Origin of the sequence: Pseudomonas sp. WS 5532 (genome assembly GCF_012985445.1) — a bacterium.
Taxonomy (GTDB): Bacteria; Pseudomonadota; Gammaproteobacteria; order Pseudomonadales; family Pseudomonadaceae; genus Aquipseudomonas; species Aquipseudomonas edaphica.
In genome coordinates this window covers 202,415-224,789 of the sequence record NZ_JAAQWK010000009.1, presented here as the reverse complement: position 1 = coordinate 224,789, position 22,375 = coordinate 202,415, and the positions used below count along the sequence as shown (strand labels likewise).

24 protein-coding genes and 1 pseudogene are annotated in these 22,375 nt (G+C 60.3%); 12 read left to right on the top strand and 13 right to left on the bottom strand.

The features are described from left to right. Window positions 1–222 precede the first annotated feature (222 nt). Entirely contained in the window at window positions 223–1,110 is an 888-nt protein-coding gene (htpX, locus tag HBO23_RS17610) for a protease HtpX (protein WP_017136167.1), read from the top strand. 134 nt (window positions 1,111–1,244) lie between these two features. Here htpX and HBO23_RS17605 read toward each other — a convergent pair. After that, window positions 1,245–1,901, bottom strand: a pseudogene (locus tag HBO23_RS17605) (thiopurine S-methyltransferase). A 103-nt stretch (window positions 1,902–2,004) separates the two neighbouring features. Between HBO23_RS17605 and HBO23_RS17600 the strand changes: the two are divergent. Further along, the gene (locus HBO23_RS17600) at window positions 2,005–2,772 is read left to right on the top strand and encodes a class III extradiol ring-cleavage dioxygenase (protein ID WP_170038977.1); all 768 of its coding nucleotides are present in this window, start codon (window positions 2,005–2,007) and stop codon (window positions 2,770–2,772) included. 197 nt (window positions 2,773–2,969) lie between these two features. Here the strand turns inward: HBO23_RS17600 and HBO23_RS17595 are convergent, their stop codons facing one another. After that, window positions 2,970–4,643: a DEAD/DEAH box helicase gene (locus HBO23_RS17595; RefSeq protein WP_017136163.1), complete on the bottom strand. Its 1,674-nt coding sequence runs from the start codon at window positions 4,641–4,643 to the stop codon at window positions 2,970–2,972. A gap of 424 nt (window positions 4,644–5,067) precedes the next feature. On the opposite strand from HBO23_RS17595, the gene HBO23_RS17590 reads away from it, so the two are divergent. Further along, window positions 5,068–5,859: a crotonase/enoyl-CoA hydratase family protein gene (locus HBO23_RS17590; RefSeq protein ID WP_017136162.1), complete on the top strand. Its 792-nt coding sequence runs from the start codon at window positions 5,068–5,070 to the stop codon at window positions 5,857–5,859. A gap of 120 nt (window positions 5,860–5,979) precedes the next feature. On the opposite strand, the gene HBO23_RS17585 is transcribed toward HBO23_RS17590, so the two are convergent. Further along, a complete protein-coding gene (locus HBO23_RS17585) occupies window positions 5,980–6,735 on the bottom strand; it encodes a spermidine synthase (protein ID WP_017136161.1) in 756 nt (251 codons plus the stop codon). 124 nt (window positions 6,736–6,859) lie between these two features. On the opposite strand from HBO23_RS17585, the gene HBO23_RS17580 reads away from it, so the two are divergent. After that, window positions 6,860–8,206, top strand: coding sequence for a 3-deoxy-7-phosphoheptulonate synthase class II (locus HBO23_RS17580; protein WP_017136160.1), 1,347 nt, complete (start codon window positions 6,860–6,862; stop codon window positions 8,204–8,206). A 162-nt stretch (window positions 8,207–8,368) separates the two neighbouring features. Here the strand turns inward: HBO23_RS17580 and HBO23_RS17575 are convergent, their stop codons facing one another. Both HBO23_RS17575 and HBO23_RS17570 read right to left on the bottom strand, forming a co-directional pair. Next, window positions 8,369–9,586, bottom strand: coding sequence for a winged helix-turn-helix domain-containing protein (locus tag HBO23_RS17575; RefSeq protein ID WP_170038975.1), 1,218 nt, complete (start codon window positions 9,584–9,586; stop codon window positions 8,369–8,371). A gap of 45 nt (window positions 9,587–9,631) precedes the next feature. After that, complete coding sequence (locus HBO23_RS17570; protein ID WP_026013616.1) at window positions 9,632–9,838, bottom strand: DUF1127 domain-containing protein; 207 nt, start codon at window positions 9,836–9,838, stop codon at window positions 9,632–9,634. Window positions 9,839–9,908: 70 nt separating this feature from the next. Here HBO23_RS17570 and HBO23_RS17565 point away from each other — a divergent pair, with 70 nt between their 5' ends. Next, window positions 9,909–10,790 (top strand): LysR family transcriptional regulator, encoded by an 882-nt coding sequence (locus tag HBO23_RS17565; protein ID WP_032865497.1) that lies wholly within the window; start codon window positions 9,909–9,911, stop codon window positions 10,788–10,790. Here HBO23_RS17565 and HBO23_RS17560 read toward each other — a convergent pair. Continuing rightward, window positions 10,780–11,529, bottom strand: a complete 750-nt coding sequence (locus HBO23_RS17560; protein WP_065929730.1) for a sulfite exporter TauE/SafE family protein — start codon at window positions 11,527–11,529, stop codon at window positions 10,780–10,782. The two genes, HBO23_RS17565 and HBO23_RS17560, sit on opposite strands and share 11 nt — an antisense overlap. Before the next feature lie 108 nt (window positions 11,530–11,637). Here HBO23_RS17560 and HBO23_RS17555 point away from each other — a divergent pair, with 108 nt between their 5' ends. From HBO23_RS17555 to HBO23_RS17545, 3 genes are all read left to right on the top strand, one after another. After that, window positions 11,638–12,588: a LysR family transcriptional regulator gene (locus HBO23_RS17555; protein WP_058422841.1), complete on the top strand. Its 951-nt coding sequence runs from the start codon at window positions 11,638–11,640 to the stop codon at window positions 12,586–12,588. Window positions 12,589–12,667: 79 nt separating this feature from the next. After that, window positions 12,668–13,120, top strand: coding sequence for a MarR family transcriptional regulator (locus HBO23_RS17550; protein WP_017136154.1), 453 nt, complete (start codon window positions 12,668–12,670; stop codon window positions 13,118–13,120). Window positions 13,121–13,366: 246 nt separating this feature from the next. Further along, entirely contained in the window at window positions 13,367–13,786 is a 420-nt protein-coding gene (locus tag HBO23_RS17545) for an organic hydroperoxide resistance protein (protein ID WP_076017342.1), read from the top strand. Window positions 13,787–13,853: 67 nt separating this feature from the next. Here the strand turns inward: HBO23_RS17545 and HBO23_RS17540 are convergent, their stop codons facing one another. Both HBO23_RS17540 and earP read right to left on the bottom strand, forming a co-directional pair. Continuing rightward, complete coding sequence (locus tag HBO23_RS17540; protein ID WP_017136152.1) at window positions 13,854–14,426, bottom strand: elongation factor P; 573 nt, start codon at window positions 14,424–14,426, stop codon at window positions 13,854–13,856. Window positions 14,427–14,475: 49 nt separating this feature from the next. Then, complete coding sequence (gene earP, locus HBO23_RS17535; protein ID WP_017136151.1) at window positions 14,476–15,609, bottom strand: elongation factor P maturation arginine rhamnosyltransferase EarP; 1,134 nt, start codon at window positions 15,607–15,609, stop codon at window positions 14,476–14,478. Between the two features lie 132 nt (window positions 15,610–15,741). Here earP and HBO23_RS17530 point away from each other — a divergent pair, with 132 nt between their 5' ends. Further along, complete coding sequence (locus HBO23_RS17530; RefSeq protein WP_026013615.1) at window positions 15,742–16,122, top strand: hypothetical protein; 381 nt, start codon at window positions 15,742–15,744, stop codon at window positions 16,120–16,122. 12 nt (window positions 16,123–16,134) lie between these two features. Continuing rightward, window positions 16,135–16,617, top strand: a complete 483-nt coding sequence (locus tag HBO23_RS17525; protein ID WP_069788694.1) for a GreA/GreB family elongation factor — start codon at window positions 16,135–16,137, stop codon at window positions 16,615–16,617. A 135-nt stretch (window positions 16,618–16,752) separates the two neighbouring features. Here the strand turns inward: HBO23_RS17525 and cysB are convergent, their stop codons facing one another. From cysB to HBO23_RS17500, 5 genes are all read right to left on the bottom strand, one after another. Next, a complete protein-coding gene (cysB, locus tag HBO23_RS17520; RefSeq protein WP_003189876.1) occupies window positions 16,753–17,727 on the bottom strand; it encodes an HTH-type transcriptional regulator CysB in 975 nt (324 codons plus the stop codon). A 103-nt stretch (window positions 17,728–17,830) separates the two neighbouring features. Beyond that, window positions 17,831–18,331 carry a universal stress protein gene (locus tag HBO23_RS17515; protein ID WP_017136149.1) on the bottom strand — a complete coding sequence of 167 codons (501 nt, stop codon included), beginning with the start codon at window positions 18,329–18,331 and terminating at the stop codon, window positions 17,831–17,833. 48 nt (window positions 18,332–18,379) lie between these two features. Beyond that, window positions 18,380–19,297, bottom strand: a complete 918-nt coding sequence (locus HBO23_RS17510) for a 5'-nucleotidase (protein ID WP_017136148.1) — start codon at window positions 19,295–19,297, stop codon at window positions 18,380–18,382. A gap of 16 nt (window positions 19,298–19,313) precedes the next feature. Next, window positions 19,314–20,267 (bottom strand): putative 2-dehydropantoate 2-reductase, encoded by a 954-nt coding sequence (locus HBO23_RS17505; RefSeq protein WP_170038971.1) that lies wholly within the window; start codon window positions 20,265–20,267, stop codon window positions 19,314–19,316. Beyond that, a complete protein-coding gene (locus tag HBO23_RS17500) occupies window positions 20,264–20,650 on the bottom strand; it encodes a hypothetical protein (protein WP_017136146.1) in 387 nt (128 codons plus the stop codon). The genes HBO23_RS17505 and HBO23_RS17500 overlap by 4 nt, the downstream gene beginning before the upstream one ends. Between HBO23_RS17500 and HBO23_RS17495 the strand changes: the two genes are divergently transcribed. Next, window positions 20,649–21,083, top strand: a complete 435-nt coding sequence (locus HBO23_RS17495) for a PilZ domain-containing protein (protein ID WP_170038969.1) — start codon at window positions 20,649–20,651, stop codon at window positions 21,081–21,083. The genes HBO23_RS17500 and HBO23_RS17495 overlap by 2 nt on opposite strands. A 130-nt stretch (window positions 21,084–21,213) precedes the next feature. Next, complete coding sequence (locus HBO23_RS17490; protein WP_017136144.1) at window positions 21,214–22,290, top strand: 3-deoxy-7-phosphoheptulonate synthase; 1,077 nt, start codon at window positions 21,214–21,216, stop codon at window positions 22,288–22,290. Window positions 22,291–22,375 lie beyond the last annotated feature (85 nt).

The window sequence follows — 22,375 nt, the reverse complement described above, 5'->3', positions numbered from 1 at the left end:
GCCGCTGCACACCACGCACCGGTCAACCCCTTGTAATTACAGGGCGCCAAGGCATGAGCGGGGTGATCACCCGTCACTTTCCAGGTCAGAAATTCCCTTCAAGGCTCTACATTGATGCTGTAGGACACAGTTTGAAATAGTCGCTCGGTTGAATCACCTTAGGCCGCACCTTATATACCCCGCAGTACGCGACATATTAAGCATGAGGAGAACTCTACAACCATGATGCGCATCCTGCTGTTCTTGGCCACTAACCTGGCGGTCGTGCTGATTGCCAGCATCACCCTGAGCCTTTTCGGCTTCAACGGGTTCATGGCGGCCAACGGGGTTGATCTGAACCTCAATCAGCTGCTGGTTTTCTGTGCGGTCTTTGGTTTTGCCGGCTCGCTGTTTTCGCTGTTCATCTCCAAATGGATGGCGAAGATGAGCACCAGCACCCAGGTCATCACCCAGCCACGCACCCGGCATGAACAATGGTTGCTGCAAACCGTTGAGCAACTGTCCCGCGAGGCCGGCATCAAGATGCCTGAGGTCGGGATCTTCCCCGCCTATGAAGCCAACGCCTTCGCCACCGGCTGGAACAAGAACGACGCGCTCGTTGCGGTGAGCCAGGGCATGCTCGAACGCTTCTCCTACGACGAAGTGAAGGCCGTGCTGGCCCACGAGATCGGCCACGTAGCCAATGGCGACATGGTCACCCTGGCGCTGGTACAAGGCGTGGTGAACACCTTCGTGATGTTCTTCGCACGGATCATCGGCAACTTTGTCGACAAGGTGATCTTCAAGAACGAAGAAGGCCGTGGTATCGCTTACTTCGTGGCGACCATCTTTGCTGAAGTGGTGCTGGGCTTCCTGGCCAGTGCGATCACCATGTGGTTCTCACGCAAACGCGAGTTCCGCGCAGACGAAGCCGGCGCCCGCCTGGCCGGCACCGGTGCAATGATCGCAGCGCTGCAACACCTGCGCTCTGAACAGGGCCTGCCGGTACACATGCCCGACAGCCTGACCGCGTTTGGCATCAACGGTGGCATCAAGCAAGGCTTTGCCCGCTTCTTCATGAGCCACCCGCCACTGGAGGAGCGTATCGACGCGCTGCGTCGTCGGGGCTGATGCGACACAGAAAGGGGCGATTTGATCGCCCCTTTTTTGTAGGTGCTGATAACGCCATCGCGGGCAAGCCCGGCTCCCACATTGGAACGCATTCACTGTGGGAGCTGGGCTTGCCCGCAATGGCGATGCAATAGTCAACGCAGAGTCAGTTGATACACACGCTCCTCCAGCCGCGTAACGCCGTCCTGCACAAACTTCCAGCTCTCGCCCAGGATGTCTTGCTTTTCAAGTACATTCAGGCCCCAACGCAAGCCCAGCAACACCCTGACTTCCTCGTCAGTCACCGCAAATGGCGGCCCAGCCTTCTGCGTCTGATCATAGTCCAGGGTGATCAGCAGCCCCTTGCAACCAGGGCGCAGAAGCGTATTCAGATGCTCAGCATATTGCGCCCGCATCAGCGGCGGCAGAGCGATCAACGCCGCGCGATCATAGAGTGCAGTGCAATCGCTCACCGCCTCGGCGTCGACAGCGAAGAAGTCGCCGCACCACACCTCGATCAAGCCGGACGCATACACCTTGAACGCGCCTTGCTGGCGGATATGCGGCGTCAACGATTGCTCATTGAAGAAGGCTTCAACCGCCTGCTCCGACAATTCCACGCCCATTACGCGATACCCATGGCTTTCGAGCCAGATCATATCCAGGCTCTTGCCACACAACGGCACCAGCACTTTTGCGCCAACCGGCAGTACCAGTTTCGGCTAATGCCGTTGCAGGTAAGGGTTGACGTCAGGCAGGTGAAAGCCAATCTGATTGCGCGCCCAGCGCTCTTGCCAAAACTTAGGCTCCATAAATCACCCTGAAAAATCGATCAAAAGGCGCTAAAACTTATATTAGATTTAGATCAATGATCTGATTGAAGATGGGCCTATGTTAACCCTCAGGACCCGACTTATGCTCCCCAGCCTGTTTATCTCCCACGGCTCGCCCATGCTTGCCCTGCAACCCGGCGCCAGTGGCCCGGCGTTGCGGCGTCTGGCGGCTGAACTGCCACGGCCAACAGCGATTGTGGTGGTATCGGCGCATTGGGAAAGCGACCAATTACTCGTCACTGGCAGCGCCGCCCCGCAAACCTGGCACGACTTCGGTGGGTTCCCTCCCGAACTGTTTGCCGTGCAGTACCCGGCGCCGGGCAACCCGCAGCTGGCCGCGCAAATCGTCGGGCTGCTGCAAGCCGATGGCCTCGACGCGCAACTCGATGAACGCCGCCCCTTCGACCACGGCACCTGGGTGCCGCTGTCACTGATGTACCCGGCGGCGGATATTGCGGTGGTGCAGGTTTCCTTGCCCAGCCGCATGGGCCCGGCGCTGCAAACCCGAGTCGGGCATGCCCTGGCGAGCCTGCGTGAACAGGGTGTGCTGTTGATCGGCTCCGGCAGCATCACCCATAACCTGGGTGAGCTAAACTGGCGCGCCGGCCCTGAGAGCATCGAGCCGTGGGCGCGGGATTTTCGCGATTGGGTGGTGGATAAACTTGCCGCCAACGATGAAGCGGCCCTGCACGACTACCGCCGCCAGGCGCCGCATGCCGTGCGCAGCCATCCCAGCGATGAGCATTTGTTGCCGTTGTACTTTGCACGGGGCGCCGGAGGGGATTTCAGTGTGGCGCATCAGGGGTTCACCTTGGGCGCGCTGGGGATGGACATCTATCGTTTCGGCTAACAGAGATCTAAAGGTGGGAGCTGGCTTGCCTGCGATAGCGGTGGTTCAGTTAGCCTATTTGCCACTGATACACCGCTATCGCAGGCAAGCCAGCTCCCACATTTGATCGGGTGCTGATCCGAAAGAAATGCCAGGCAAAAAAAATCCCCGAACCAGTCGGGGATTTTTTATATGCGATCAATCAGCCCAAAGGCGGATCAATCTTCGCGGTAGCGACGCAGCTTCAGCTGCTTACCGGCAACGCGAGTGTCTTTGAGCTTGGCCAGCAGTTTTTCCAGACCGTCTTCCGGCAGCTCCACCAGGGAGAAGCTGTCACGAACCTGGATGCGACCGATGGCTTCACGTGCCAGGCCACCCTCATTGAGGATAGCGCCCAGCAGGTTCTTGGCGGCGATGCCATCACGCGCGCCCAGCGCGGTACGGCAGCGAGCACGACCTTCAGCCAATGGAACCGGAGCGCGACGCTCACGATCACCACGGTCTGGACGGTCACCGGTACGCTCTGGACGATCACCGCGTGGCGCGTTGTTCGGTACCAGTGGGCGTTCTTTCTCGATCGCTGCCAGGGTCAGGGCCTGACCGTTGGTGGCTTTGCGCAGCAGAGCTGCAGCCAGGGCACGTGGGGTGCAACCGATATCGGCAGTCAGGCGGTCCAGCAGGTCGCCGTGGGTCGATTCAGCGTCAGCCACCAGCGGCGACAAGCTGTTGGTCAGTTTCTTGATGCGAGCATCGAGAACGGCCTGGGCATCCGGCAGGCGGACTTCGGCAACTTTCTGACCGGTTACACGCTCGATCACTTGTAGCATGCGGCGCTCACGCGGAGTCACCAGCAGCAGTGCACGACCTTCGCGACCCGCACGGCCGGTACGGCCGATACGGTGAACGTAGGACTCTGGATCGTAAGGCATGTCAACGTTGAACACGTGAGTGATACGTGGAACGTCGAGGCCACGGGCGGCGACGTCGGTCGCCACAACGATGTCCAGACGGCCATCCTTGAGGGAGTCGATCACGCGCTCACGTTGGTTCTGGGCAATGTCACCGTTCAGCGCAGCGGCTTTGTAGCCTTTGGCTTCCAGGGCACTGGCCAGGTCCAGGGTCGCTTGCTTGGTGCGCACGAACATGATCAGGGCGTCGAAGTCTTCGACTTCCAGCAGGCTCAATACAGCCGAGGTCTTCTGGTCAGCGTGAACCAACAGGTGAGCCTGTTCGATCGCGGTAACGGTCTGAGTCTTGGTCTGGATCTTCACGTGTTGCGGATCGCGCAGGTGGCGTTCGGCAATGGCACGGATCGACTGTGGCAGGGTGGCCGAGAACAGTACGGTCTGACGGGTCGGTGGCAGTGCTTTAAAGATGACTTCCAGGTCATCCATGAAGCCCAGCTTCAACATTTCGTCAGCTTCGTCCAGAACCAGGTGGTTCACGGTCGACAGCACTTTCTCGTCACGACGCAGGTGGTCGCACAGACGGCCCGGCGTGGCGACAACGATCTGTGCGCCGTTACGGATTGCTTTAAGTTGTGGGCCCATAGGCGCGCCGCCGTAAACGGCCACAACGGTTACGCCTGGCATTTGCTTGGCGTAGGTTTCAAAAGCGGTTGCTACTTGCAGCGCCAACTCACGGGTTGGCGCCAGGATCAGGGCTTGCGGCTCGCGCTTGGCAGGATCGATGCAGTGCAGGATAGGCAGGGCGAACGCGGCGGTTTTACCGGTACCGGTTTGCGCCTGGCCAATCATGTCCTGCCCGGCCATGATGATCGGGATCGATTGCTGCTGAATAGCCGAAGGTTCTTCGTAGCCGGTCGCGATGACGGCAGCGAGAATGTTCGGGTTAAGATTAAAAGCGGCGAAGCCGCCGGTTTCCTGGGTCATGGGTCTGCCTCTAAGTGCATCCGCAAAGACCCATGCTCCAAAGCTGCGCATGCCGTGTTGAGACTCAAGAGTCGCCCTGGCTGCTTTGTCGGCGGGGATTTGCGAAAACGAATGAATGAAAAAGATTCGTCAAGGGAGAGTCCGCTGTGCGGACGTGCAGCCGAAGCTGACTTCGGGGAATTGCGCTACCTAAACGCGGCCCGGTTAAAGGCCGGCGCGCACTATACCGGAAATAGCTGAAAAAGGGAGCTTTTTTTATCCGAAAGTGCCGATATACCGCGCTGCGTCACCTTCTTTGCGTATACCCGCGCCAAGGTCTATTTTTCAAAGGCCCGGCCCTGTTGGTCACAACACTTAAACGGTTCACCTGCCCATTAAGGCCCACTGGTCTAAAACCCTACCCAAGCCCCCGAGGCCACCCCCGATGAATCAAGCCAGCAGCAGTCGCGTCAGCCGTGAATTACAGGGTCATGTCCTGCTGTTGGGACTGGATCGAGTGGCCAAGCGCAATGCCTTTGACCTGGACCTGCTCAATGAGCTGAGCCTGGCCTATGGCGAATTTGATCGAAACGACGACGCTCGCGTGGCCGTGGTATTCGCCCACGGCGAACATTTTACTGCCGGGCTGGACCTGGCCAATGTCAGTGGCGTGATGTCGGGAGGCTGGCAACCACCGTTGGGCGGCTGCGATCCGTGGGGCGTGTTTGCCGGCCCCCGCGTCAATAAACCGGTGATCGTCGCGGCCCAGGGTTACTGCCTGACCATCGGCATCGAATTGATGCTGGCGGCGGATATCAACCTCTGTGCCAGCAATACGCGCTTTGCGCAGATGGAAGTGCAGCGCGGGATTTTCCCGTTTGGCGGCGCGACCCTGCGCTTTCATCAGATCGCCGGCTGGGGCAACGCGATGCGCTGGCTGCTGACCGGCGATGAGTTCGACGCCCATGAGGCGCTGCGTCTGGGGCTGGTGCAGGAAGTGATGGCCAGTGAAGACCTGCTGCCGCGCGCCATCGAACTGGCCAGCCGCATTGCCCGCCAGGCACCGCTGGGCGTGCAGGCGACGTTGATGTCGGCGCGCCAGGCACGCATGGAAGGTGAAGCCGTGGCGGCGGCCGGGTTGCAGGTGGTGGTGGAGAAATTGTTGAACAGTGAAGATGCCAAAGAAGGTGTGCGGGCGATGGTTGAGAAGCGGCCGGGGGTGTTCAAGGGGATTTGAGTAGGCTGTGCGGGCCTCATCGCGGGCAAGCCCGCTCCCACAGGTGGAATGCATTTCAACCGGAAAATGCTATTCAACTGTGGGAGCCGGGCTTGCCCGCGATGGCGTCAGTACGGGCAACTAAGTCGCCGGCCGAATCGCCTTGATCAACGCCTGCAACGAATACCCCAACCGCGGCGCCAACGCCTCGGCGCGGTCCGACAACGCTGCCATATCCAGTTCCTGATCCAGCTCCGATGGCACCAGCAAAATCACATTGCCCTCCTTCACCGGCAGTTCCCAGTAATGCCGGTGATACAACCCGCGCAACAACGCCGCACCCAATGGTTTACCGTCATCGGTCGCCCACTGGTTGATCACCAGCCAGCCACCCGGGTTGAGTTTTTTCTGGCAGTTTTCCAGAAAGGTCCAGGCCAGGTGCCCGACGCCTGGGCCAACATCCGTATACAAGTCGACGAAAATCAAGTCGGCCGACTCGGCGGTATCGAGCAATTGCAACGCGTCACCAATACGGATGTACAAGCGCGGGTCGTCATCCAGCCCCAGGTACTCGATGGCCAGGCGCGGCACATCCGGGCGCAGCTCGATGGCCTCGACGTCTTCCAGCGGCAGAAACTTGAGGCACGCCTGGGTCAGCGTACCGGCGCCCAGGCCGAGGAACAGCGCGCTTTCCGGTTGCTCATGGCACAACGCGCCAATCAACATCGCGCGGGTGTAGTCGTACTCGAGCCAGCTCGGGTCGGCGGTAAACACGCAGCTTTGCTCGATGGCATCGCCAAACTCGAGAAAACGGTAATCAGCCACTTCGAGCACACGAATCATGCCGAAATCATCATGGACTTCAGCCAGCAGGCGCTCGACACGCTCCTCGCTCATCACTACTCCTAAAGGGTTTACCGCACGGCAAAGGCGCGATTGTCGGCCAAGCGGCGGCAACAGGTCACGCACTAATTGCTGCTAACATTGGCGCCCGACCGTCAATCAACCTATCGAGTTCATGATGAGCCAACCCTGGAGCCCCGACAGCTGGCGCGCCCTGCCGATCCAGCAACAACCCCAGTACCCGGACGCTGCGCACTTGCTGCAAGTGGAGCAAAGCCTGGCCAGCTACCCGCCACTGGTATTTGCCGGGGAAGCACGCGAATTGCGCCGTCAGTTTGCCGAAGTGACCCAGGGCCGCGCCTTCCTGTTGCAAGGTGGTGACTGCGCCGAAAGCTTTGCCGAGTTTTCTGCTGCAAAAATCCGCGACACCTTCAAGGTGCTGCTGCAGATGGCGATCGTGATGACCTTCGCCGCCGGTTGCCCGGTGGTCAAGGTTGGACGCATGGCCGGCCAGTTTGCCAAGCCGCGTTCGGCCAACGATGAAACCATCGACGGCGTCACCCTGCCCGCCTACCGTGGCGACATCGTCAACGGTATCGGCTTCGACGAAAAAAGCCGCGTGCCAGACCCGGACCGCCTGCTGCAGTCTTACCACCAGTCCACTGCCACCCTGAATTTGCTGCGCGCGTTTGCCCAGGGCGGGTTTGCCGACCTGCACCAGGTGCACAAGTGGAACCTGGACTTTATCGCCAACTCCGCGCTGGCCGAAAAATACAGCCAACTGGCCGATCGCATCGACGAAACCCTCGCGTTCATGCGCGCCTGCGGTATGGACAGCTCGCCGCAATTGCGCGAAACCAGCTTCTTCACCGCCCACGAAGCGCTGCTGCTGAACTATGAACAGGCCTTCGTGCGCCGCGACAGCCTGACCAACGACTACTACGACTGCTCGGCCCATATGCTTTGGATCGGCGACCGCACCCGTCAGCTGGACGGTGCCCACGTCGAGTTCCTGCGCGGGGTCAACAACCCGATCGGGGTCAAGGTCGGCCCGAGCATGAAGCCTGAGGACCTGATCCGCCTGATCGACATCCTCAACCCGGACAACGACCCAGGCCGCCTCAACCTGATTGCGCGCATGGGCGCCGGCAAGGTCGGCGACCACCTGCCCAACCTGATTCGTGCGGTACAGCGCGAGGGCAAGCAGGTGCTGTGGAGTTCGGACCCGATGCACGGCAACACCATCAAGGCCAGCAGCGGCTACAAGACCCGCGACTTTGCGCAGATTCTTGGCGAGGTGAAGGAGTTCTTCCAGGTCCACCAGGCCGAGGGCAGCTATGCCGGCGGGATCCATATCGAGATGACCGGGCAGAACGTCACCGAATGCATTGGCGGCGCGCGGCCGATTACCGAAGATGGCTTGTCTGACCGTTATCACACGCATTGCGACCCACGGATGAATGCCGATCAGTCGCTGGAATTGGCGTTTTTGATTGCCGAGACGTTGAAGCAAGTTAAACGCTGACTCATAGGCTTGTTGTGGCAAGCGGGCTTGCCCCGCGTTGGGTGGCGAAGCCACCCTGAAACCAGCCACCCCGTTCTTCCAGATATACCGAGGTGTTTGTGATGGGGCTGCTTCGCAGCCCAACGCGGGGCAAGCCCGCTCGCCACAAAAGCCCTCGACAACTCATATTTGCAACATCGCCACCCGAAGCCGCGCCGCACTCGGCCGCTGGCAGTTGAGCTGCACCTGCTCCAACCCAAGCCAGCCCGCCATCTGCCGCAGATTCAGGGCCAACGCCTGCATCCCTTCCTCATCCAGCCCCGGTTCTTCCTCGTGCACCGCGTGCACTGCCAGGCGCCCATTGGCGCGTTCGGCGCGCAGGTCAACCCGCGCGGCAATCCGCTCATTGTGCAAAAACGGCAGCACGTAGTAGCCATACACCCGTTTGTGTTGCGGGGTGTAGATCTCCAGCCGGTAACGAAAATCGAACAGACGCTCGGTGCGGCTGCGCTCCCAGATCAATGAATCGAACGGCGAGAGCAAGGCGCTTGCGGGCACTTTGCGTGGCACTTTGGGTTCAGGCAGGCAGTAAGCCGCCTGCTTCCAGCCCTGCACCTGGCACACCTGCAACTGCCCATCCTCGACCAACTCGGCCAGGCGGCCACGGCTGTCGGCGGGGTCCAGGCGGAAATAGTCGCGCAGGTCTTTTTCGGTGGCGACGCCCAATGCAGTCGCGCTGTGCAGCAGCAAACCGCGCTGAGCTTCGGCTTCGCTCACAGACGCGTGAAGAATATCGGCGGGAATGACCCGTTCCGGCAAATCATAGAGCCGCTCAAAACCGCGCCGCCCCGCGACGGTGACCAAACCGGCGGCGAACAGCCATTCCAGCGCGTGTTTTTCCTCACTCCAATCCCACCAGGGGCCGGCACGCTCCTCGCGGGTCGACAAGCTGCCCGCGCCCAATGCGCCTTGCTGCTCGACCGTGTGCAGCACGCGCTGAATGGTGGCCTGCTGCTCACGCCCAAAGCGCGCCATCTGCGAATAGATGCCCTGCCCTAACTTTGCCCGCTCCATGCGCCAGCGCATCAACGGGTACAGCGCCATGGGCAGCAAGGAGGCCTCATGGCCCCAATACTCAAACAACGAGCGGCGCCGGCCCTGGCTCCAGGCAGCGTGTTCAAGGATCAACGGGGAGTAATGGCCCAGGCGCGAAAACAGCGGCAGGTAATGGGAGCGCACCACGGCGTTGACCGAATCGATCTGCAATACACCCAACCGCTCAATCAAACGGTTGAGGTGCGCAGCCTTGATCAATGCTGGCGCCTGGCGCCCGGAAAATCCCTGGGCCACCAGCGCCATGCGGCGTGCTTGCTTGAGGGAAAACGACAGGTCGGCGGGCATGGGTCTCTCCGTGTGAGCTCGCCGACCACCCTACTGCATCCTGGCTTATTTTCGCAGCGGGTCTTGCCAGAAATGCAGATGACGCTCCTGCTCGACATCGCTGCGGTTAAGCCCAATATCCTTAAGCGCTTCATCGCTCAAGCTTGCCAGGGCATGGCGCTCCTCATGCAGCGCCTGCCAGCGGGCAATGCTGCGAAGCAGCACGGAAAACGGGCGCTTGCCCAGCAACACAAAACCTTTCTGACCTTTCATCTTCTCGCCCTCCAGTGGGGATGGCACAAGTGTGTGCCTGGCCTTATGATCAATCCAACGAATGTTTCTTATGCAATACATCTCTGAGATTGATCAATTGTCCAGCTACCCAAGCATTGACACCGACGTACTGCGCACCTTCGTCGCCATCGCCGACCAGGGCGGCTTTACCCGCGCCGGCGAGTTGGTCAACCGCACGCAATCGGCGGTGAGCATGCAGATGAAGCGGCTGGAAGAAGACGTGCTGCAACGCAAGTTGTTCGAGCGCGATGGCCGCCAAGTAAGGCTCACGCCGGAAGGCGAGGTATTACTGGGTTATGCACGGCGCATCCTGAAACTGCACAGTGAAGTGTTCAACACCCTGCGCGAACCGCATATGGTGGGATTGGTGCGCATCGGCACGCCGGATGACTACGTGATGCGTTTTCTGCCGGGCATTCTCAAACAGTTTTCCAAGGCCTACCCGCTGATCCAGATCGAGATGCACTGTGAGTCGTCATCGGTGTTGATGCAGCGCAGAGACTTGGCGCTGACCGTCATCAGCCGTGAACCCGGCAAGGAAATCGGCGAGTTGTTGCGCACCGAGCGCATGGTGTGGGCGGCCGCGCCCTGCTTCTGCGTGGACGAGCACGATGCATTGCCCCTGGCCGGTTCCGGTACTGACTGCCTTTACTACCAGTGGACCCGTGCAGCGCTGGATGCGGCCGGGCGTGATTATCGCATGGCCTACCACAGCTCTAATGTGGCGGCGATCCAGGCGGTGGTTAACGCTGGCCTGGCAGTGATGGTGTGCATGGAAAGCCTGGTGACCGACGACTTGCGAATCCTGAGCAGCGACGACGGCTTCCCGCCACTGCCCTCGATGAACCTGCACTTGTTACGCAACCCGGCAATGACCTCGCCGATCACCGAATGCCTGGCGCAATACATCGTCGAAGGCTTCAGACTTTAAAGGTCAACATCACCGCGCACACCGCCAGGAAAGCGCAGAACAGCCCGCGCAACACACGCTCCGGCAACGCATGGGCGACTTTCACGCCCCAACTGATGCTCAGCAGGCCACCCACCGCCAGCGGCACGCCGATCATCCAGTCCACTTCATGGTGCCAGGCGTAGGTGACCAGCGTCACACTGGTACTGGGCAATGCCAGGGCCAGCGACAAGCCTTGCGCAACCACTTGGGTGGTGCCGAACAGGCTGGTCAGTACCGGCGTGGCAACCACCGCGCCGCCCACGCCGAACAAGCCGCCCATGGAACCGGACGCAGCACCCAGCACGCCAAGCCATGGCCAGGAATAACGCATTTGCGCAGTCGGCGGTGCGTTGCGGGTGAACAGGCGCAGCAGGTTGTACGCCGCCAGCGTCAGCAAGAACGCGATGAAGCCGATGCGCATGGCCCCGGCGTCCAGGCCCACCGCCCAGATCGAACCCAGCCAGGCAAAGCTGAAGCCCATGACCCCCAGCGGCAGCGCGTGACGCAATTCAATCCGGTTGCGTTGATGGTAACGCCACAACGCCAGCATCACGTTGGGCACGACCATCACCAAGGCCGTGCCTTGGGCAATCTGTTGATCCAGGCCGAACAACACGCCCAGTACCGGAATTGCGATCAGCCCGCCACCAATGCCAAACAACCCGCCGACCGTACCGAGCGCCGCGCCCAATACCAGATACATCGCCAAATCCATCACCGCTCACCACTCCAGAAGCCCAGGCCTTGCATGCTACGCAGTCGGCTATAGCGTGGAAACGCACAGCAACGCACAATGGCTGTGCCAATCTCGCATAAGCGCACACCCATGAACCCCAACACTCTGACCGAGCAACTGAGCCTGTTTCTGGATGTATTGGAGACCGGCAGTTTTTCCGCCGCCGCGCGCCGCCACCCACTGACACCATCGGCGGTAGCGCGGCGCATCGACAGCCTGGAAAGCTCGGTGGGCAGCCGCCTGTTCCAGCGCAGCACCCACGCGGTGCTGCCCACGCCGGCGGGCCTGGCCTTCGCCGAGCGGGCGCGGCGGATCGTCAGCGAATTGCAGCTGGCCCGTGCCGAAGCCGTGTCCTTGAGCCATGCGCCGGAAGGCTTGATACGGGTGGACGCCCCGGCCGCCTTTGGTCGACGGCACTTGGCGCCGGTAATTGCCGACTTTTTGAATGTGTACCCTGGGCTCGATGTGCACCTGCACTTGATCGACAGCTTTGTCGATATGCAGGGCGCGCACCTGGGCAAAGTCGATTTGGTGCTGCGCGCCGGGCATATCGTTGACACTCGCCTGGTGGCCACGCCCCTGGCGAGCATTGTGCGCATCGCCTGTGCCAGCCCGGCATACCTCAAAAGCCATGGCACGCCCAGCCACCCACGCGAGCTGAGCGAGCACGATGGCCTGGACTGGGACGGCCTGGCGCCGATGTTCGCGTGGCGCTTCGAACTGGATGGGCGCCGCACCCTCTACCGACCGCGGCGTATCCGCATGAGCGCCAACAACGCCGAAGCCCTACTGTCTGGCGCCCTTGCCGGGCTGGGTATCGCCCACCTGCCCACGTGGCTGGCCAGCGAATACCTGGTGCGCGGCGAGTTGCTGCCGCTGTTTTGCGAAAACGGCCTGCCCAGCCCGGAAACCGCTGGCATCTACGCGTTGCGCCTGGAACAGCAACCGAATGCGCGCAGCCGTTTGCTGCTGGAATACCTCAAATCGCGTTTCAGCCCTGTGCCGCCATGGGATCTGGCGCTGCAAAGCGGCCTGGTCTGACCGGTGCGCCAGAATTATCTGGCGCATTAAAGGTTTGCCCGCTAGATTCCTGGGCATACACGCTTTTTAAGGCAGCACCATGAGTAAAAATCCCAACCCGTGCGAAAACCTGATGCTGGACAACCAGCTGTGTTTCGCCCTGCACTCCACCTCGTTGCTGATGACCAAAGTCTACAAGCCGCTGCTACAAGCCCTCGGCCTGACCTACCCGCAGTACTTGGCCATGATGGTGCTGTGGGAAGAGGATGGCTTGACCGTCGGCGAAATCAGCCACCGCTTGCTCACCGACCCGGGCTCCCTCACGCCATTGCTCAAACGCCTGGAAGCCGAAGGCCTGCTCAGCCGCACCCGCAAGCGTGAAGATGAGCGGGTGGTGGTGGTGGAACTGACCGAAGCGGGACGTGCCTTGCAGGAAAAGGCAATGGGGATTCCGCAGTGCATTCTGGGGGCGAGCGGTATGCAGCTTGAGCAGTTGCGCAAGCTACAGGCGGATCTGATTGCGTTGCGTAGTAATTTGCAGGGTGCTGTCTGACGCGATTTTCCAAACACTAAAAATCTGAATGTGGGAGCGGGCTTGCCCGCGATGGCGGTGTGTCAGTCGCCAGATGTGCTAACTGATTCACCGCCATCGCGGGCAAGCCCGCTCCCACATTTGTTTTTTTGAGCCCATCAAATATTTTTATATTTATCTTGCGCGCTAAATATTAGCGCTATATATTCGCCTCACCAACTACTTAGCGCGCAAACATTTAGCGCTAAACCAAAAGAGGACGACACCATGCAAACGCTCTATACCGCAGTAGCCACCGCCACCGGCGGCCGTGATGGTCGCGCTGTTTCCAGCGACAACATCCTCGACGTCAAACTCTCCACCCCAAAAGAATTGGGCGGCGCTGGCGGCCAGGCCACCAACCCCGAGCAACTGTTCGCCGCCGGCTATTCGGCCTGCTTTATCGGCGCGCTGAAATTCGTCGCCAGCCAGACAAAACGCAAAATCCCGGATGACGCCTCGATCACCGCCCACGTCGGCATCGGCCAAATCCCCGGCGGTTTCGGCCTGGACATCGACCTGCACGTCAGCCTGCCGGGCCTGGCACAAGACGAGGCGCAAAGCCTGGTCGACGCCGCGCACCAGGTCTGCCCGTACTCCAACGCCACCCGTGGCAACGTCGATGTGCGCCTGCACGTGACGGTCTGATTTACACACGCGCACAAAAAAGCCCGACGCCAGGTCGGGCTTTTTTTGTCGTACGGTTGGGCCAGAATTACTTCTTGGCGCGACCTTTGTACGAACCACCTTCACGGGTGTCGATCTCGATCATGTCGTCGATTTCGATGAAATCAGCAACTTGCAGCTCGGTACCGTTAGCCAGTTTGGCAGGCTTCATCACCTTGCCCGAAGTGTCGCCGCGAGCGGAACCTTCGGTGTAGGCAACTTTACGCACGATGGTGGTCGGCAGCTCTACGGAAACCAGACGGTCTTCGAAGAAGATCGCTTCGCAAACGTCTTCCATGCCTTCTTCCACGAACGGCAGAACGGCTTCGATATCTTCAGCGTTCAGCTCGTACATGGTGTAGTCGGTGGTGTCCATGAACGTGTAGGTGTCGCCGCTGATGAAGGACAGGGTCGCTTCTTTGCGGTCGAGGATCACGTCGTCCAGTTTGTCATCGGCGCTGTAGACGATCTCGGTCTTGTAACCGGTCAGCAGGTTCTTCAGCTTGGTCTTCATGATTGCGCTGTTACGACCAGACTTGGTGAACTCAGCTTTCTGAACCAGCCAAGGGTCGTTTTCGAGACGGATCACTGTACCGGGTTTCAGTTCTTTACCAGTTTTCATTGCATATATCCGAAATTTGGATGGGATTTACAAAATTCAAGGTGGCGTATCATATCCAACTTTCATAAAACTGTACCAGCGCCGTCGCAAGATCGGCCTGCAAGCCTTGTTCCAGACACCAGGTTTGCGCGTGCAGGTGTACCTCCGGCCAGTGTTCCATGAGCATTTTCCACGCTTGTGCCATATCGCCATCAGCGTTCCAGGCTTGCCACAGGGTCACCACAGCGACCTTGGCGGCGGGCGACAACGCGGCGGTGTACAGCGCCAGAAAGGCGTCGAGCTTGTCCAGGTGGATGTCTTCGTCCTGGCGGTAGATGTGCCACAGCAACGGCCGCCCCGCCCATTGGGCACGCACGAACGAGTCTTCGCCGCGCACGGCGTTGAAGTCGCAGCACCACAGCAGGCGGTCATATTGTTCCTGGCGCACGAACGGCAGCACCTGCACGGTCAGCGCATCGCGTTGATGCACATCGCCCACCGCCAGCGCCTCGACATCGAGCCAGCGCTGCACGTCGCCGAGGATGCGGCCTTCCGGCACCAACAGATGAGTGGCATGCCCATCCGTCGCCAACACGTCCAGCCAGCTGGCGAGCCCGGCATTTTCATAGGCAAACAACGACATCAGCCGCGCACCGGCTGCCGGAACGACGCCTATCGACTGCAGGAATTGTTGTCGCGCTGCGCCGTCATGCTGAAATGCCTGACGCTGCTCCAACAACCCGCCTTCACGCAAAAGCCCGCCCGTGCCCGGACGAAACCCCGGAAAGAAGAAGTACTTTTGCACGCCCTTGAACTTCACCGACGGCAGGCGGTGGCAACCCACCACCCAGTCTTCGGCGCTGAGGTAATCCAGGTTCATCCACAACGGCGTGCGTTCGCGCGCGGCCATGGCCTCCATATAATCGGGCGGCAACTGGCAAGCGAAGGCGGCGATCACAACGTCGGCGGGTGGCGTCTGCGGCCAGTCGGCCGACCAGTGACGCACTTCAACGCCTTCCTGCCATTGCTGATCGCGCTGCACCTCGATTTCGGGGCACATGCGTTCGAAGGCGCGCAGGTCGTCGACCCATAAGCGCACTTCGCACGCATGCTCAACCACCAACTGCCGGGCCAGGCGCCAGGTCACGCCGATGTCGCCGTAGTTGTCGACGACGCTGCAAAAAATATCCCAGCGGGCTTTCATTCCGGGCTCCAACATTCAAAGGCTCGATTGTCCGCATAAATGCGCCGATGCAGAAGGCTTGATCGCGATTATTCTGCACAGTGGCTGTGCGACAATCGCCGCCACGCCGTCAATGCCTGCCAGGAGGCCAACATGTCTGAACGTCCGTTGTCGCTGTTCAAGCTCAGTGCTGCCGTGGCCTTTGGCCTGTGGCTGGGGTTTATCGCCATTGTGCTGACCGCCTGGCTGGTCTCGCGCTACCTGTTCCCGCAAAGCCTCGCACCCGTGGCTCAAGCGGTTCAACAAGCCGTTCAACAGATGGGCAAACCGGCCGCTGTGGCGCCGGAGCCGCCGAACCGTATGTTCGAGCAATACACCGAGAACCTGCGCAAGCAGGAACAACAACAAACCCTGGACCAGGCGCGCAACAATGCGCGCAACCTGTCTAACCCCAAATGCCAGTTCTGGCTGCAACAAGACCAGAACGCGCCCAATGAAAAGAGCAAGGCGAATGTCCTGCAATTTTGCGAATGACCCAGCACACCCATGAATAAACATGCCGTTCACCAGTTGATCCTGGAAAAACTCAGCGTCGACCTCGACATCGCTCAGCGTGCCGCACAGACCGCCTACGAAACCGCGACCCACGAAGAAAACATCGCGGAGAACAAGTACGACACCTTGGGGCTGGAAGCTTCCTACCTCGCGGCCGGGCAAGCCAAACGCGTCGAAGAGATCAAGCAAGCGCTGGCGTTGTGCCAGAACCTGCAACTACGCGCCTACGATGATCAACGCGGGATTGAGGTCGGCACGCTACTAGGCCTGGAGGACGAGAACAGCCGCCAGCAGTGGCTGTTCCTGGCGCCGGATGCGGCAGGCTTGAAAGTCGATGTGGTGGGCCAGCCGGTGACCGTCATCACCCCGCGCTCGCCCCTGGGCAAAAGCCTGCTGGGCAAGTTCGAGGGTGATGAGGTGGAGATTCTGGTGGCGGGCGCCCGGCAACACTTCACGGTTACCGAGGCCAAGTAAACCACTCTAAGCACAGGGGCTTACCGTGGCGAGGGAGCTTGCTCCCGCTCGGGTGCGCAGCGCCCGCAAGCTTTTTGGGGCCGCTACGCAGCCCAGCGGGAGCAAGCTCCCTCGCCACACCTGCAATAATCAATATCAGTGGACGGGCAATTCAACGCCGTCAAACAGCTCTTCCAGTTCCTGCTTGTTATGGCACTGGATCGCCTTGGCCATGACTTCACGGGTCAGGTGCGGTGCAAACTTCTCGATGAAGTCGCACATGAAACCACGCAGGAAGGTGCCACGGCGGAAGCCGATCTTGGTCACGCTGGACTCGAACAATTCGCTGGCGTCGAGCACGACCAGGTCTTTATCGAGGTTGGTGTCGACCGCCATTTTGGCGACGATACCCACACCCAGGCCCAGGCGCACGTAGGTCTTGATCACGTCGGCGTCAGCGGCGGTGAACACCACTTTCGGCGTGAGGCCGCGATGGCTGAAGGCTTCATCGAGCTTGGAGCGGCCGGTAAAGCCGAACACATAAGTGACGATCGGGTATTCAGCCAGGGCTTCGAGGGTCAGCTTCGGCAGCTTGGCCAACGGGTGGCCCTGGGGCACGACCACGCAACGGTTCCAGCGGTAGCACGGCATCATCACCAGGTCGCCGAACAGCTCAAGGGCTTCGGTGGCGATGGCAAAATCGACGGTGCCGTCAGCGGCCATCTCGGCGATCTGCATCGGCGAACCCTGGTGCATGTGCAGGGCCACATCGGGGTATTGCTTGATGAAATCGCGGATCACCGGCGGCAAGGCATAACGCGCCTGGGTGTGGGTGGTGGCGATCGACAGGGTGCCTTTCTTCTCGTTGGAGAATTCCTGGGCGATCTGCTTGATGCTTTCGACTTTGCGCAGGATCTCGCCGGCGGTGGTGATAATGCGCTCACCGGCCGGGGTCACACGGGTCAGGTGTTTGCCGCTGCGCGCGAATACTTCGACGCCCAGCTCGTCTTCGAGCAGGCGGATCTGCTTGCTGATACCGGGTTGCGAGGTGTAAAGGCTTTGAGCGGTAGCGGAAACGTTGAGGTCGTGGTGCGCCACTTCCCAGATGTAGCGCAGTTGTTGAAGCTTCATATATGTCCCTCAAAGCGGATAGACGCCACGGGTATCAGCGACGGTATATAACTATATTAAAGGTCAGACAGATAAATCTAGAACTTTTTATCGTTTTTACCCATCACGTGTCATCAGTGCGTCGACGCTGCAGCGACGGCACCATGTAAACCGGCACTGTGGCCAGTTGCAGTACCCGCGCCGCCGTGCGCCCAAGCGGTGTGGCGGTCGCGGTTGTGTGGCTATGACTACCTACGATCAACAGGTCAACGGAAAGTTTACGCAGTTGGTCGAGAATCACCTCGCACGGGTCCCCCTGGATCACGCGCACCGAGCGAATCAACTGCAGGTCTTGCTCGCCCTCCCCCAACTCCTCGCGAAAACTGTCGAGCACCCGTTGCTCAATGGTCGCCATCACCGTGTTCAGGCCCTGGCTCTGCCATTCACTCAGGGCCTTCTCATCAAGGTAGCTTTGCAACACCGATTCGGCGAACAACCCGATCGGCTCGACCACATGAATCACATACAAATCCGCCTTGAACGTCCGGGCCAGCGCCAGCGCATGTTGCATGACATACGGCGCATACAGACCGAGGTCCGTGGCATACAACATCGAACGAATCATAGAACCTCCTGGACTGCCAGGATGGCGGGGATTGATTGAGCTTAGCAGCTAGCTCTCGGTCTGGATTTTCAACTCATTGCTGATGCCATGGGGCACATGCCCGGTGGTTACCACCTCCCTGGCTTTCTCACAATGACCGGCCTGGTCGTCGAAAAACACATCGGCGGCGAACGCCTCCAAAAACGCGGATTTCTCCAGGCCGCCAAGGAACAGTGACTCATCCAGGCGGATGTCCCATTCGCGCAAGGTGCGAATCACCCGCTCATGGGACGGCGCCGAACGCGCGGTGACCAGGGCGGTGCGGATCGGGCAGGCGTCGTCCGCGAACTCGCGCTGCAACAGGTTGAGCGCCGCCAGGAAGCCCTTGAACGGACCGCCGTGCAAAGGCTCGCGTGCCGACTCGCGCTCGCTGGCATGAAACGCCTCTATCCCACCGACCTGATACACGCGCTCCGACTCATCGGAAAACAGCACCGCATCGCCGTCGAATGCAATGCGCAGTTCTTCACTCGATGCCCGGCGCGCGCCGCCGGACAGAATCGTCGCCGCAGCGAAACCAGCATCCAGGGCGCTGCGCACATCTTCAGCATGGGTCGACAAAAACAAATGGCAACCAAACGCGGCCAAATAAGGATATGGACTACGCCCTCCTACGAAAGCGGCGCGGGAAATATCCAGGCCGTAATGCTGGATCGAATTGAACACGCGCAAACCGGTGTCGGCGCTGTTGCGTGACACCAGCACCACTTCGACGCGGGCACGCCCGAGGCTGGCGTTAAGGCTAAGGAGCTTTTTGACCAGCGGGAAGGCGTCGCCGGGTTCGAGGGTTTCTTCCTCGTGTTCGATCTGGTATTTGCGATACGCCTCCACCCCTTCGTTCAGGTAGATCTTGTGGCTGTCGCTCAGGTCGAACAGTGCCCGCGACGAAATCGCCAGCACCAGTTTGTCGCCCAATCCTTTCGCCATAGTGTTTCTCCCCAATTCAGCGATTGCGCCGATCAATAAAACTCAAGGCCTGGTAGAGCGCCTGCATGCATGGCAATTCACAGCCCGCCGCTTTGGCAGCGGCCAATGGCCGGGCGTAGATCGCCGCCAGTTCCAGCGGGCGTTTGTGCACGTGGTCGTGGTACATGCTGGGCAGGTAGTCAGCCATGGTGTCGGTCATGGTGAGCATTTGCTCGACGTAACTGCCGGGAATTTCATGGCCACAGGCGTGGGCGCCCTTCACCACTTCAGTCATCAGGGCCTGGATCAGTTCGCGGCTGGACTCATCGGCCATCATCGCGCTGGTGCCGGTGCCCAGCAATACCGAGAGGCCATTGAACGGCACATTCCAGACCAATTTATGCCACCGCGCCTGGTGCACATTGGCCATGGCCTGGGACTCGATGCCGGCCTGGTGAAACAGCGCGGCGCCCTCCTCGACAATGGCCTTCTGCTGCGCCTCATCGTTGGCCGCCGTGCCACTGTGATAGCCAAGATTCACCCGGCCCAACGCCTGATGCTCGACGACACCCGGCCCGGAACGATGCACGCCGATGTAACACAAGCCGCCCAACAGGTGCAGCGACGATGGCAGGTGTTCGCGCAAGCTGTCTTCAACATCGAGGCCGTTTTGCAGGAGCACTACCTTGGCGCCCGGTGCGGCGACCTGGGCAAGGGTTGGGGCCAGCTCCACGTTGCCGGTGGATTTGGTGCCGACCAGCAGCCAGTCGCACGCCGGCATATCGGCAGCCTGGGCATAGGCCTGCACAGGGTGCAGGTGCAACTTGCCGTGCACAGTACTGTTGAGGTGCAGGCCATGCTCGGCGACCGCCGCATATTCACTGCGCAACAGAAAGTGCACATCGAACCCGGCACGCGCCAGCATCAGGCCGTAAAAACCACCGATGGCGCCGGTGCCGATAATGCCGATGCGGGGCGACAGTGCTGTCATGGCAGATCCTCTGGAGTACGGGTAAGTGCTTGATTAATCGCGTCCGCAAGGTCGGGCCGGGTAAGACGCGCCTGTAATTGCCCAAGGAATTGACCCTCGCACACGAGGAACAACGCGGGCAAATGAAAGATCTGGTAGCGCTCAACCGCCCCGCCGTTGTGCCCGGCATCCACCCAGCACACGCGCTCGACCGGCAACGTCCAGCCGGGCAGTTGCTGGCGTGCCCAACGGCAACTGGAACAGCCCACGCTGGTAAACACCAGCAGCGAAATACCTGGCAATCCCAGCAATTGCTGGTCAATATCCAGGTCGGTCAATTCCAGTTCCTTCACTATACTGCTGCCACTGCCGTCAATTGGACGGTGCTCGGAGTCCGTGTACATGGGTCGTTTTTTACCTCACCCTGATGATGTCGCTGTCGAGTTAATCCAACGTCCCGCCCCCGCTATTCCCCGCCAACGCCTGCACACTATCGGCCTGGGCGGCGTCGCCTGCAATTGCCCGCGTGCCTGGCGCCAGGGCACGGCGGTTGATCTGCGCATCCCGTCACTGGGCGCCAGCGCCCGTTATCCGGGCTATGTAGCCTGGTGTCGCAAAGTCGATAATGGCTACCGTATCGGCATTTCCTTTACCGATGAACATGCCTTGTTCGGTGCGCGCATGGGCGAGCAAGTGTGCCAGATCGAACGCTACTGCCGCCTGCACGAAGACGCCGAGCCAACCCCTGCCCAGCTCGAGACCATGGCCCGTGAGTGGGTTTCACGCCATGCCAGTGAGTTCGCCCACGACACCTTTGTGGCGCCGGTGCTGGATTAAAGCCGGCTTTGCCCATTGTCGCGGCCCTGTGTTACGCGCTAAGGTTCCTCCCCCCTGCATTCAAATCATGCTGTGCCCGCCGCACGGGGATAGCTGGCGGCCGGCACCCGTGACCCTGGCGAGTAACACGATGGCTGATTTACCGATCAATGACCTTAACGTCGAATCCAACGAGACCCTGATCACCCCTGATCAGCTCAAGCGCGAAATCCCTTTGAGCGATGCTGCCCTGCAGACCGTGACCAAGGGCCGCGAAGTCATTCGTGACATTCTCGATGGCACCGACCACCGCCTTTTTGTAGTGATCGGCCCGTGCTCGATCCACGACCTCAAGGCTGCCCACGAATACGCCGAGCGCCTTAAAGTGCTGGCGGCTGAAGTGTCCGACACCTTGTATCTGGTGATGCGCGTCTATTTCGAGAAACCACGCACCACCGTCGGCTGGAAAGGTTTGATCAACGACCCGTACCTGGACGACTCGTTCAAGATTCAGGACGGTTTGCACATCGGTCGCCAATTGCTGCTGGACCTGGCCGAAATGGGCCTGCCGACCGCGACCGAAGCGCTGGACCCGATCTCCCCGCAGTACCTGCAGGACCTGATCAGTTGGTCGGCCATCGGCGCACGCACCACCGAGTCCCAGACCCACCGCGAAATGGCGTCCGGCCTGTCCTCGGCCGTGGGCTTCAAGAACGGCACCGATGGCGGCCTGACGGTTGCGATCAACGCCCTGCAATCGGTGTCCAGCCCGCACCGTTTCCTGGGTATCAACCAGGAAGGTGGCGTGTCCATCGTCACCACCAAGGGCAACGCCTATGGCCACGTGGTACTGCGCGGCGGCAACGGCAAGCCCAACTATGATTCGGTCAGCGTGGCGCTGTGCGAACAGGCGCTGAACAAGGCCAGGATCAAGCCGAACATCATGGTCGACTGCAGCCACGCCAACTCCAACAAGGACCCGGCCCTGCAACCGCTGGTGATGGAAAACGTCGCCAACCAGATTCTTGAAGGCAACCAGTCGATTATCGGCTTGATGGTCGAAAGCCACTTGAACTGGGGCTGCCAGTCGATTCCAAAAGACCTGGCCGACTTGCAGTACGGCGTGTCGATCACCGATGCCTGCATCGACTGGTCAGCCACCGAGACCACCCTGCGCAGCATGCATGCCAAGCTCAAGGACGTGTTGCCCAAGCGCAAACGCACCTGACCTTACACTGCGCACACAAAAACGCCGGGCTTAGCCCGGCGTTTTTGTGTGCGGCATCTGATTGATCGTTCCCACGCTCTGCGTG

Excerpts from the sequence above, each read along its gene's own strand:
- htpX (WP_017136167.1), top strand. The coding sequence starts at position 223 with ATGATGCGCATCCTGCTGTTCTTGGCCACTAACCTGGCGGTCGTGCTG.
- HBO23_RS17600 (WP_170038977.1), top strand. The coding sequence starts at position 2,005 with ATGCTCCCCAGCCTGTTTATCTCCCACGGCTCGCCCATGCTTGCCCTG.
- HBO23_RS17595 (WP_017136163.1), bottom strand. The coding sequence starts at position 4,643 with ATGACCCAGGAAACCGGCGGCTTCGCCGCTTTTAATCTTAACCCGAAC.
- HBO23_RS17590 (WP_017136162.1), top strand. The coding sequence starts at position 5,068 with ATGAATCAAGCCAGCAGCAGTCGCGTCAGCCGTGAATTACAGGGTCAT.
- HBO23_RS17585 (WP_017136161.1), bottom strand. The coding sequence starts at position 6,735 with ATGAGCGAGGAGCGTGTCGAGCGCCTGCTGGCTGAAGTCCATGATGAT.
- HBO23_RS17580 (WP_017136160.1), top strand. The coding sequence starts at position 6,860 with ATGAGCCAACCCTGGAGCCCCGACAGCTGGCGCGCCCTGCCGATCCAG.
- HBO23_RS17575 (WP_170038975.1), bottom strand. The coding sequence starts at position 9,586 with ATGCCCGCCGACCTGTCGTTTTCCCTCAAGCAAGCACGCCGCATGGCG.
- HBO23_RS17570 (WP_026013616.1), bottom strand. The coding sequence starts at position 9,838 with ATGAAAGGTCAGAAAGGTTTTGTGTTGCTGGGCAAGCGCCCGTTTTCC.
- HBO23_RS17565 (WP_032865497.1), top strand. The coding sequence starts at position 9,909 with ATGCAATACATCTCTGAGATTGATCAATTGTCCAGCTACCCAAGCATT.
- HBO23_RS17555 (WP_058422841.1), top strand. The coding sequence starts at position 11,638 with ATGAACCCCAACACTCTGACCGAGCAACTGAGCCTGTTTCTGGATGTA.
- HBO23_RS17550 (WP_017136154.1), top strand. The coding sequence starts at position 12,668 with ATGAGTAAAAATCCCAACCCGTGCGAAAACCTGATGCTGGACAACCAG.
- HBO23_RS17545 (WP_076017342.1), top strand. The coding sequence starts at position 13,367 with ATGCAAACGCTCTATACCGCAGTAGCCACCGCCACCGGCGGCCGTGAT.
- HBO23_RS17540 (WP_017136152.1), bottom strand. The coding sequence starts at position 14,426 with ATGAAAACTGGTAAAGAACTGAAACCCGGTACAGTGATCCGTCTCGAA.
- earP (WP_017136151.1), bottom strand. The coding sequence starts at position 15,609 with ATGAAAGCCCGCTGGGATATTTTTTGCAGCGTCGTCGACAACTACGGC.
- HBO23_RS17530 (WP_026013615.1), top strand. The coding sequence starts at position 15,742 with ATGTCTGAACGTCCGTTGTCGCTGTTCAAGCTCAGTGCTGCCGTGGCC.
- HBO23_RS17525 (WP_069788694.1), top strand. The coding sequence starts at position 16,135 with ATGAATAAACATGCCGTTCACCAGTTGATCCTGGAAAAACTCAGCGTC.
- cysB (WP_003189876.1), bottom strand. The coding sequence starts at position 17,727 with ATGAAGCTTCAACAACTGCGCTACATCTGGGAAGTGGCGCACCACGAC.
- HBO23_RS17515 (WP_017136149.1), bottom strand. The coding sequence starts at position 18,331 with ATGATTCGTTCGATGTTGTATGCCACGGACCTCGGTCTGTATGCGCCG.
- HBO23_RS17510 (WP_017136148.1), bottom strand. The coding sequence starts at position 19,297 with ATGGCGAAAGGATTGGGCGACAAACTGGTGCTGGCGATTTCGTCGCGG.
- HBO23_RS17505 (WP_170038971.1), bottom strand. The coding sequence starts at position 20,267 with ATGACAGCACTGTCGCCCCGCATCGGCATTATCGGCACCGGCGCCATC.
- HBO23_RS17495 (WP_170038969.1), top strand. The coding sequence starts at position 20,649 with ATGGGTCGTTTTTTACCTCACCCTGATGATGTCGCTGTCGAGTTAATC.
- HBO23_RS17500 (WP_017136146.1), bottom strand. The coding sequence starts at position 20,650 with ATGTACACGGACTCCGAGCACCGTCCAATTGACGGCAGTGGCAGCAGT.
- HBO23_RS17490 (WP_017136144.1), top strand. The coding sequence starts at position 21,214 with ATGGCTGATTTACCGATCAATGACCTTAACGTCGAATCCAACGAGACC.